An 8,722-nucleotide genomic window follows, 5' to 3' on the forward strand; every position below is an offset into this window, starting at 1 on the left:
ATGCCGAGGCGCTGTCGGCCCAAGGCGTTCCCGCCGCGCGCATGTCGGTCCAGGACGCCACGCTTGCCGGGCTGTCCGCGGCCCATCGTCAATTTCTGCAAGGATAATCCATGTCCCGCCCCCTGATCGCCATCCTTCGCGGCCTGACGCCGCAGGACGCCCATGCCATCGGCCACGCCCTGACCCAAGCCGGGATCACCCGGCTGGAGGTGCCGCTGAACTCTCCGGACCCGCTGGACAGCATCGCCATCCTGGCGCGGGAGTTCGGTGACGTGGCACAGGTCGGTGCCGGCACCGTGCTGACCCCCGATCAGGTTCGCGCGGTCCGCGATGCGGGCGGGCGGATGGTGCTGTCGCCCAATTGCGACGCGGACGTGATCCGCGCCACCGTGGCCGCGGGCATGGCCAGCTTTCCCGGCGTCATGACCCCGACCGAGGCCTTTATGGCCCTTGCCGCCGGTGCCACCGGGCTCAAGCTGTTTCCGGGCGAACTGATCGGCCCCAAGGGCCTGCGCGCGATGCGGGCGGTGCTGCCTGCGGGAACCGACTGCTGGGCCGTTGGCGGCGTGTCGGTCGACACCATGGCCGAATGGCGCCGCGCGGGGGCCGCAGGGTTCGGCATCGGGTCCAGCCTGTACACGCCCGGCGACAGCGCCGACACCGTGGCGGCCAAGGCCGCAGCAATGGTCGCCGCATGGGAGGCCAGCGCATGATCTTTGACGACACCCCCTGCACCCTGGGCGAAGGCGCCCTGTGGCATCCCGACCGCCAGTCGCTGATCTGGTTCGACATCATCGGCCGCCGCATGTTCGAAAAGCCGCTGGACGGCGCGCGGCGTCACTGGGACTTTCCGGACCACGTCTCGGCCGCGGGCATCGTGGACGCGGACCGGATCATCGTCGCGTCCAGCAAGGCGCTGTCGCTGGTCGACCTGCGCGATGGCGCAACGCAGGTGCTGGTCCCGCTGGAGGCCGACAACCCCGTCACCCGCAGCAACGATGGCCGTGCCGACCCGCAGGGTGGGTTCTGGATCGGAACCATGGGGCTGAATGCCGAACCGGGCGCCGGGTCGATCTGGCGCTTCCATCGGGGCGAACTGCGTCTGCTGTTCCCCGACATCACCATCACCAACGCCATCTGCTTTTCGCCGGAAGGCGATCTGGCGCATTTTGCCGATACAGACCGGTCGACCATCTGGCAGGTCCGGCTGGACCGCGACGGCTGGCCTGTGGGCGATCCGCAGGTGTTCATCGACCTGAATGCCGAAGGACTGAACCCCGACGGGGCGGTCATCGACGCCCAGGGCGGGCTGTGGTCGGCGCAATGGGGTGCGGGACGCGTCGCGCGCTATGACCGGCAGGGGCGGTTCGACCGCGCGATCGACCTGCCCGCGCCGCACGTGTCCTGTCCGGCTTTCGGGGGCGCGGACATGACGACGCTGTTCGCGACGACCGCGCGGCAGGGGCTGGACGATCCGCGCGACACGGACGGCTGCACCTATGCGGTGCCCGCCGGCGTCGCGGGCCAGCGGGAACACCGGGTGATCCTGGGCTAGACCTCGACGGTGATCCGGCCCATCGGGTTGGAACAGCAGGCCAGGATCCAGCCATCGGCGATGTCCTCATCGCTGATGCCGCCGTTGTGGACCATGTGGACCTCTCCGGCGGTCTTGCGGATTCGGCAGGTGCCGCACAGGCCGAAGGTGCAACCCGACGGGATGTTCAGCCCCGCCCGCTTGGCCACCGCCAGCACGGTGTCGGTTTCCGCGCAGGCCGCCGTCACGCCGCTGGACGCAAAGGTCACCTGGGCGCGGGCATCGTCGTCGGGGGTCACGTCCTCGATCACCGGGGCCTCGGCCTCGGTGGCGACGGGGGCGCCGAAGCTTTCCTGGTGATAGCGTTCCATGTCGTAACCAAGCGAGATCAGCATCTCGCGCACGGCCTGCATGAACGGTTCGGGTCCGCAGCAGAACACCTCGCGGTCCAGATAGTCGGGGGCCATCAGGCCCAGCATCAGGCTGTTCAGCCGCCCCTGATAGCCGTGCCAGACGCGGAAGGGTTCGGGCTGTTCCACGGTCAGGCGCAGCTGCAGGCCGGGCACTCGGGCGACGTAATGTTCCAGCTGATCGCGGAAGATGATGTCGGACGGGCGCTGCGCGGCATGGACAAAGACGATGTCGGTGTCCTGCGCGCGGTCCCAGGCCCAGGTGGTCATCGACATCATCGGCGTGATGCCCGACCCGGCCGAGATGAACAGGTACTTCGCCGCCGGATGACGGTGAAAGCTGAAGATGCCGTTGGGGCCGAAGGCCCGGATCCGCATTCCCGGCTTGAGGTGATCCAGCATCCAGCGCGTGCCGATGGAGGTCGACTGCGCCTTGACCGTGACCGAGATCGACAGCGGCCGCGAGGGCGACGAGCTGATCGTGTAGGTCCGCTGGACGTTGCCGGCCGGGCCCTGGCGGGATCGACGGGCAGGTCCAGCGTCACGAACTGGCCGGGCTGATAGTCGAACCACGCGCCCGACGGCGCCCGAAAGATGAAGGTCGCGGTGTCGCGCGTTTCCGGCACGACCATGACGCATTCCAGCGGCTCGTCATCGGACCACGGCTCGGCGGCCCAGTTCAGGCGAGGCTTGGCCATCTATTCGGCCGCCTGCCGCATCCCGAGGCGCGAGGCCATCAGCCCGCAATACCAGTCGATCAGGTGGATCACCCCCGCCTCCTGGCTGGGGGAATAGGGGCCGGGTTCATAGGCGGGCGACAGGATGCCGGCCTGGTTCTCCTCGACCACCTGACGATCCTCGTCGTTGGTGTTCAGCCAGACGCGGGTCAGGGTCTCCAGATCGTAATCGACGCCCTCGACCGCGTCCTTGTGGACCAGCCAGTTGGTCGTGACCTGGGTCTCGGTCGGGCTGATCGGCAGGATGCGGAAGACGATCGCGTGATCGGCCAGGAAATGGTGCCAGGACGACGGGAAGTGATAGAACATCAGGCTGCCCGCGTCGTTCCACGGCATCGTGCCCATGCGCCGCGCGACCGCGGCCTTGCCCGACAGGGTGAAGCTTTCCTGATGATCCATCAGCGGCACGCGGGCCATGCGCCACTGCATGTCGGGGGCGTTGACAAAGCGCGCGGGCAGGTCCGCCGCGTCGCAGCGTGCCCAATGCGACAGGATTTCCGGTGAGGCCGCGTTCGGCCCCTCCATCACCGTCATCAGCGGGTCGTCGGAATAGGTCCGGCACAGGGACGGATGGCTGCCGCTGCAATGATAGCATTCGCGGTTGTTTTCCATCACCAGCTTCCAGTTGCCCTTCTCGACGATGGTCGAGCTGAAGGCGATCTTGGCATCGGCCAGCCCCGAGGGCGCGGCATAGCGGATCAGGTTGGCGGCCAGGTCGTTGATGGCGGGGGGCACCTGGGCCAGGCAGATGAAGATCATGCCGTTCAGGTCCACGCAATGCACGGATTTCAGGCTGTATTTCGACGGGTCGAAATCGGGGCCCATGTCGCGGGCGAACAGCAGCTTGCCGTTCAGGTCGTAGGTCCACTGGTGATAGGGGCAGACCAGTTTCGGATTGGTCCCGTTCGATTTTGCGCACAGCCGCTGGCCGCGATGGCGGCAGACGTTGTGGAAGGCGCGGATGCGGCCATCGGCGCCGCGGGTGACGATGACCGGGTACTGGCCGACCTGCATGGTGGTATAGCTGCCGGTCTTGGGCAGCTCGCAGCTGGGTCCGGCGAACAGCCATTCGCGGTACCAGATCTGTTCCAGGTCGTCCTGGAAGGCCTGCTGGCCGCAATACAGATCGCGGGGCAGCGCGTGATCGGGAAGACGTGCGGCGATCAGCTGGGCTGTGGTCAAGTCGGAGGTCTGGGTCATGGCGCTGCTCGGGGGTCCGGGGTGGCTTTCGTCCCAAACTAGTCGCAGGCAAACGACAAGGCGGCAGAATTGCGACATTCTGCCAGCGGAAACGGACATCGGCATCATGCGCGTGCTGTTGAGGGAAGGAAGCCTCGCCACCCCCCATCGAGGGGGGCAGCGAGGCTGCGGGGCCCCCGGACCCCCGCGGCGCCGGGCCGCAGGGGGCGTTTGCCGACACAATGGAAAATCGTTCCAAAACCCTTGGCAAACCCGCCGGGGTGACGTATCCCACCGTTGGGGTATGGCCCGATGCCGAATCCCCGCCATCCGAGGAGAGCCCCATGACCCGTTCCGCCACCCCCCGCCACGGCCTTGAGGTCGATGCCGACTTTGCGCAGTTCATCGAGGCGCAGGTGCTGCCCGGAACCGGCGTGACGGCGGATGCCTTCTGGCAGGGCTATGCCGGGCTGCTGGACGGGTTCGCGGCCGAGAACGCCGCCCTGCTGGAGCGTCGCGCCGAGCTGCAGGGGCAGATCGACGCCTGGCACAAGGCCCGCGGCAACCAGCCCTGGGATGCCGCCGCCTATCGCGCGTTCCTGACCGAGATCGGCTATCTGGTCCCCGAACCCGCGCCCTTTGCCGTCGAGAACGGTGATATCGACCCCGAGATCGCCACCCTGGCCGGGCCGCAGCTGGTCGTGCCGGTCAGCAATGCCCGCTTTGCGCTGAACGCCGCCAATGCGCGGTGGGGGTCGCTGTATGATGCGATATACGGATCGGACGTGATGGGCCCGGTGCCCGCGGGCGGGTTCGACCCCGCGCGCCGCGATGCGGTCGTGGCCAAGGCGGCCGCGTTCCTGGACCAGGCGCTGCCGCTGGCGCAGGGCAGCCATGCCGATGTCACCGCCTATGACGCCGACGCGCAGGGCCTGGTGGCGACTGTGTCGGGTCAGGCCGTGCGGATGGCCGATCCGGCGGCCTTCGTGGGCACCCGCCGCGACGGCGCCGATACCGGCTATGTCCTGCGGCACAACGGGCTGCATGTCGAGTTGGTGATCAACGGCGATCATCCGATCGGCGCGGCATCGGCAAGCGGGCTGCGCGACGTGGTGCTGGAGGCCGCGCTGTCGGCCATCCAGGATTGCGAGGACAGCGTCGCCGCCGTCGATGCCGAGGACAAGATCGGCGTCTATGGCAACTGGCTGGGCCTGATGAAGGGCGACCTGGTCGAGACCTTCGACAAGGGCGGCAAGCCGATGACCCGCCGCCTGCAGGACGACCGCACGGTCACCCGGCCCGACGGCAGCACCGTGACGCTGCAGGGTCGCGCCCTGCTGCTGGTGCGCAATGTGGGCCACCTGATGACCACCGACGTGGTCCGCAAGGGCGGTCAATCGACCCCCGAGGGTCTGATGGACGCGATGGTCACCGTCGCCTGTGCGATCCACGACCTGAAGAAGACCGAAGGTCCGCGCAACAGCCGCGCCGGTGCGATCTATATCGTCAAGCCGAAGATGCATGGCCCCGACGAGGCCGCCTTTGCCGACCGCGTCTTTGCCCATGTCGAGACCGCTCTGGGGCTGTCACCCAACACCGTCAAGCTGGGCCTGATGGACGAGGAGCGCCGCACCAGCGCAAACCTGGCCGCCTGCATCCACGCGATCCGCAACCGGATCTTCTTTGTGAACACGGGCTTTCTGGACCGCACCGGGGACGAGATCCACACCTCGATGCAGGCGGGCGCGTTCGTCGGGCGCGACGGGATGAAGACCGCGACCTGGCTGAAGGCATACGAGGATCGCAACGTCCTGGTCGGCCTGGCATCGGGCATGCGGGGACGCGCGCAGATCGGCAAGGGCATGTGGGCCAAGCCCGATGCCCTGGCCGAGATGCTGGAGGTCAAGATCGGCCACCCGAAATCGGGCGCCAGCACGGCCTGGGTCCCCTCGCCCACGGCGGCGACGCTGCATGCGCTGCACTATCACCAAATCGACGTGGCCGCCCGCCAGGACGAGCTGCAGGGTCAGCCGATCCCCGATCTGGACCTGCTGCTGACCCCGGCGCTGGCCGACGGGCCGATCCCGCAGGACCAGGTGCTGCGGGAACTGGACAACAGCGCACAGGGCATCTTGGGCTATGTGGTGCGGTGGGTCGATCAGGGCATCGGCTGTTCCAAGGTGCCCGACATCGATGACGTGCAGCTGATGGAAGACCGCGCCACCTGCCGGATCAGCGCGCAATATCTGGCCAACTGGCTGGAGCACGGGCTGATCACCGTGGATCAGGTCGAGGACGCGCTGCGCCGCATGGCCGCCAAGGTCGACGGCCAGAACGCGGGCGATCCGGCCTATCGCGCCATGGCCCCCGGTTTTGACGGGCCGGCCTTTTTGGCCGCGCGCGACCTGATCCTGACCGGCACGCAGCAACCGTCGGGCTATACCGAACCGGCGCTGCATGCCCGCCGGGCCGAAGCCAAGGCGGTCTGATCGCATCAGCGCGGCGGCGGTTGCAACGCCGCCGCCGCGCGCTATCGTGCGACCCGCATCAAAGGGGAACCGCCATGTCGGGTAAGATCATCGCCGTCGCAGGCATCGGCTATGTCGGCCTGTCCAACGCGGTCCTGCTGGCCGCGCGCAATACCGTGCGCGCGCTGGACGTGGATGCGGGCCGGGTGGCCATGCTGAACGACCGCAAATGCCCGATCATCGATGACGACATCGCGCGCCACCTGGCCACGCAGATGCTGGACCTGACCGCCACGACCGACTCGGCCACGGCCTATGCGGGCGCCGATTTCGTCATCGTCGCGACGCCCACCGATTACGACCCGGTCACGAACTACTTCAACACCTCCAGCGTCGAGGCGGTGATCCGCGACGTGACGCGGCTGGCCCCGCAGGCCGTGATCGTGGTCAAGTCGACCGTGCCGGTGGGCTTCACCCGGGACGTCCGCGCGCGACTTGGCACCCAGCAGGTGATCTTCAGCCCCGAATTCCTGCGCGAAGGCCGGGCCCTGCACGACAACCTGCACCCGTCCCGCATCGTGGTCGGAGAGGACAGCCCCCGCGGCCGCGCCTTTGCCGACCTGCTGGCCGAGGCCGCGCTGGACACCGACGTCCCGGTCCTGCTGACGGGATCCACCGAGGCCGAGGCGATCAAGCTGTTCGCGAACACCTATCTTGCCCTGCGCGTGGCTTATTTCAACGAGTTGGACAGCTATGCGATGTCGCTTGGCCTCGACAGCCGCCAGATCATCCAGGGCGTCGGCCTGGACCCGCGCATCGGTGCGCATTACAACAACCCGTCCTTTGGCTATGGCGGGTATTGCCTGCCCAAGGACAGCAAGCAGCTGTTGGCCAATTACAACGACGTGCCCCAGAACCTGATCGCCGCCGTGGTCGATGCGAACCGCACCCGCAAGGACGTGATCGCCGACGCGATCCTGGCGCGCAAGCCGCAGGTCGTGGGCATCCATCGGCTGGTGATGAAGGCCGGGTCCGACAATTTCCGCCAATCCGCGGTCCAAGGCATCATGAAGCGGCTGAAGGCCAAGGGGATCGAGGTCGTGGTCTTTGAACCCGCCCTGCCCGACGCCCGCTTCTTCGGGTCCGAGGTGATCCGCGATCTGGCCGACTTCAAGGCACGCGCCGACGTGATTGTGGCGAACCGCCTAGTCCCGGACCTTCAGGACGTGGCCGAACGGGTGTTCACCCGCGACCTGTTCGGCGCCGACTGATCACAGCCTGTCGCGCAGCGTCGCCTCGATCTGGCGGCGACGCCAGCGCGACCGGATCTGGCGCGCGTACAGATTCTGCGGGCACAGCGACATGTCATCGCCCTGCCCCTTCATCGAAAACCGACGGGCGGCGGCGGCGATGCGGCTGTCTGCGGCGGTGATCGCGGCCACCGTCACCTCGACCTCGCGAATGTCGCCGGGTTCCAGCGCGTCAAAGCTGTGATGGCGGGCGCGGTCCAGCAGGTCCAGCACGCTGCCGATATCGACGTGATCGCCGCTTTTCAGTGGCCCCTGCAGCGTCGCCTCGCGCGGGGTGGCGTGCTGGCCCTGCGCGATTTCGGTCCGGTCGGCGACCGAAGACACGCGTTCGCCGCTGGCGGTCCAGACGGTCAGCATGATCTCCAGCACATAGATCGGCTCAAAGCCCAGGTTGCTGACCAGGATGCGGGCGGACAGATTGCGCGCCCCGCCCAGGTGGATCAGGATCTCGGTCCGGCGCTGACGGCGCAGGCCCGACACGATGACGTGCAGATAGACCATCCAGACCAGCGCCGTGACCGCCGCCATTCCGGCCTGAACCAGGCCGCTGTTCTCAGATATCCAGTCCCACATGCGCAACCCGGCCTTTCCTCAAGGCCCCCCAACACGGCCCGCGGTCCGGATGTTCCATGGCGGGGTCACTCCGCCAGCGCGTCAGCCTCGGCCGTGGGGTCCAGGGCCGGCCCTGCGCCGATCTCGTCCAAGGCTGCGTCGATCAGGCCGGTGCCCAGATCGGATGCGGGAAGATAGGCGTCCTGCCCCGCACCTGGCACCGCCAGCGCCACCGACCAGCCGTCCTGGTCGCGGCACATCAGCGCGCGTTCGGCCCCCGCCTCGATCAGGCGGCACAGACCCAGATCGGTGTCATAGCTGGCCAGCGCCCGCGCGACCGCCCCGCCGGACAGGGTGGCATCGCCCCCCGGTCGGCACCTGCGCCAGCGCGACCGCCGCCTGCTGCAACGTGCCGCCCGTCGGCGACGTCCCGCGACCGGCCAGAAACCCGCCCAGACCCACGGCCAGCACCAGCGACGCGGCCATCGCCCAGCCCGCCAGCGGCCGCGCGGCCAGCCTGCGTCGGAAGCGG

At 68.1% G+C, this 8,722-nt stretch carries 8 protein-coding genes and 1 pseudogene; 4 read left to right on the forward strand and 5 right to left on the reverse strand.

Translation table 11 applies throughout. The annotated features are described in order from the left end of the window. Window positions 1-110: 110 nt before the first annotated feature. Window positions 111-713, forward strand: coding sequence for a 2-dehydro-3-deoxy-6-phosphogalactonate aldolase (locus tag TY51_RS18800; RefSeq protein WP_042252704.1), 603 nt, complete (start codon window positions 111-113; stop codon window positions 711-713). Next, a complete protein-coding gene (locus tag TY51_RS18805) occupies window positions 710-1,555 on the forward strand; it encodes an SMP-30/gluconolactonase/LRE family protein (protein ID WP_042252722.1) in 846 nt (281 codons plus the stop codon). The genes TY51_RS18800 and TY51_RS18805 overlap by 4 nt, the downstream gene beginning before the upstream one ends. On the opposite strand, the pseudogene TY51_RS18810 reads toward TY51_RS18805, so the two are convergent. Next, a pseudogene (locus TY51_RS18810) lies at window positions 1,552-2,642 on the reverse strand (2Fe-2S iron-sulfur cluster-binding protein). The gene TY51_RS18805 and the pseudogene TY51_RS18810 overlap by 4 nt on opposite strands. After that, window positions 2,643-3,881: an SRPBCC family protein gene (locus tag TY51_RS18815; RefSeq protein ID WP_042252708.1), complete on the reverse strand. Its 1,239-nt coding sequence runs from the start codon at window positions 3,879-3,881 to the stop codon at window positions 2,643-2,645. A gap of 323 nt (window positions 3,882-4,204) precedes the next feature. Here TY51_RS18815 and TY51_RS18820 point away from each other — a divergent pair, with 323 nt between their 5' ends. Next, the gene (locus TY51_RS18820; RefSeq protein ID WP_042252711.1) at window positions 4,205-6,349 is read left to right on the forward strand and encodes a malate synthase G; all 2,145 of its coding nucleotides are present in this window, start codon (window positions 4,205-4,207) and stop codon (window positions 6,347-6,349) included. A 74-nt stretch (window positions 6,350-6,423) separates the two neighbouring features. Continuing rightward, complete coding sequence (locus tag TY51_RS18825; RefSeq protein WP_042252714.1) at window positions 6,424-7,599, forward strand: nucleotide sugar dehydrogenase; 1,176 nt, start codon at window positions 6,424-6,426, stop codon at window positions 7,597-7,599. Here TY51_RS18825 and TY51_RS18830 read toward each other — a convergent pair whose 3' ends face one another. The 3 genes from TY51_RS18830 to TY51_RS22915 all read right to left on the reverse strand — a co-directional run. Next, a complete protein-coding gene (locus TY51_RS18830; protein ID WP_042252717.1) occupies window positions 7,600-8,211 on the reverse strand; it encodes a hypothetical protein in 612 nt (203 codons plus the stop codon). 65 nt (window positions 8,212-8,276) lie between these two features. Continuing rightward, complete coding sequence (locus TY51_RS22305; protein ID WP_156118125.1) at window positions 8,277-8,450, reverse strand: hypothetical protein; 174 nt, start codon at window positions 8,448-8,450, stop codon at window positions 8,277-8,279. Window positions 8,451-8,502: 52 nt separating this feature from the next. Next, a partial coding sequence (locus tag TY51_RS22915; protein WP_042252720.1) for a hypothetical protein occupies window positions 8,503-8,722 on the reverse strand: 220 nt, incomplete at its 5' end.

The sequence above is a fragment of the Paracoccus sp. PAMC 22219 genome (assembly GCF_000787695.1).
GTDB lineage: Bacteria > Pseudomonadota > Alphaproteobacteria > Rhodobacterales > Rhodobacteraceae > Paracoccus.

Bases quoted from the DNA above. Each gene is read 5' to 3' on its own strand.
- TY51_RS18800 (WP_042252704.1), top strand. From the start codon at position 111: ATGTCCCGCCCCCTGATCGCCATCCTTCGCGGCCTGACGCCGCAGGAC.
- TY51_RS18805 (WP_042252722.1), top strand. From the start codon at position 710: ATGATCTTTGACGACACCCCCTGCACCCTGGGCGAAGGCGCCCTGTGG.
- TY51_RS18815 (WP_042252708.1), bottom strand. From the start codon at position 3,881: ATGACCCAGACCTCCGACTTGACCACAGCCCAGCTGATCGCCGCACGT.
- TY51_RS18820 (WP_042252711.1), top strand. From the start codon at position 4,205: ATGACCCGTTCCGCCACCCCCCGCCACGGCCTTGAGGTCGATGCCGAC.
- TY51_RS18825 (WP_042252714.1), top strand. From the start codon at position 6,424: ATGTCGGGTAAGATCATCGCCGTCGCAGGCATCGGCTATGTCGGCCTG.
- TY51_RS18830 (WP_042252717.1), bottom strand. From the start codon at position 8,211: ATGTGGGACTGGATATCTGAGAACAGCGGCCTGGTTCAGGCCGGAATG.
- TY51_RS22305 (WP_156118125.1), bottom strand. From the start codon at position 8,450: ATGTGCCGCGACCAGGACGGCTGGTCGGTGGCGCTGGCGGTGCCAGGT.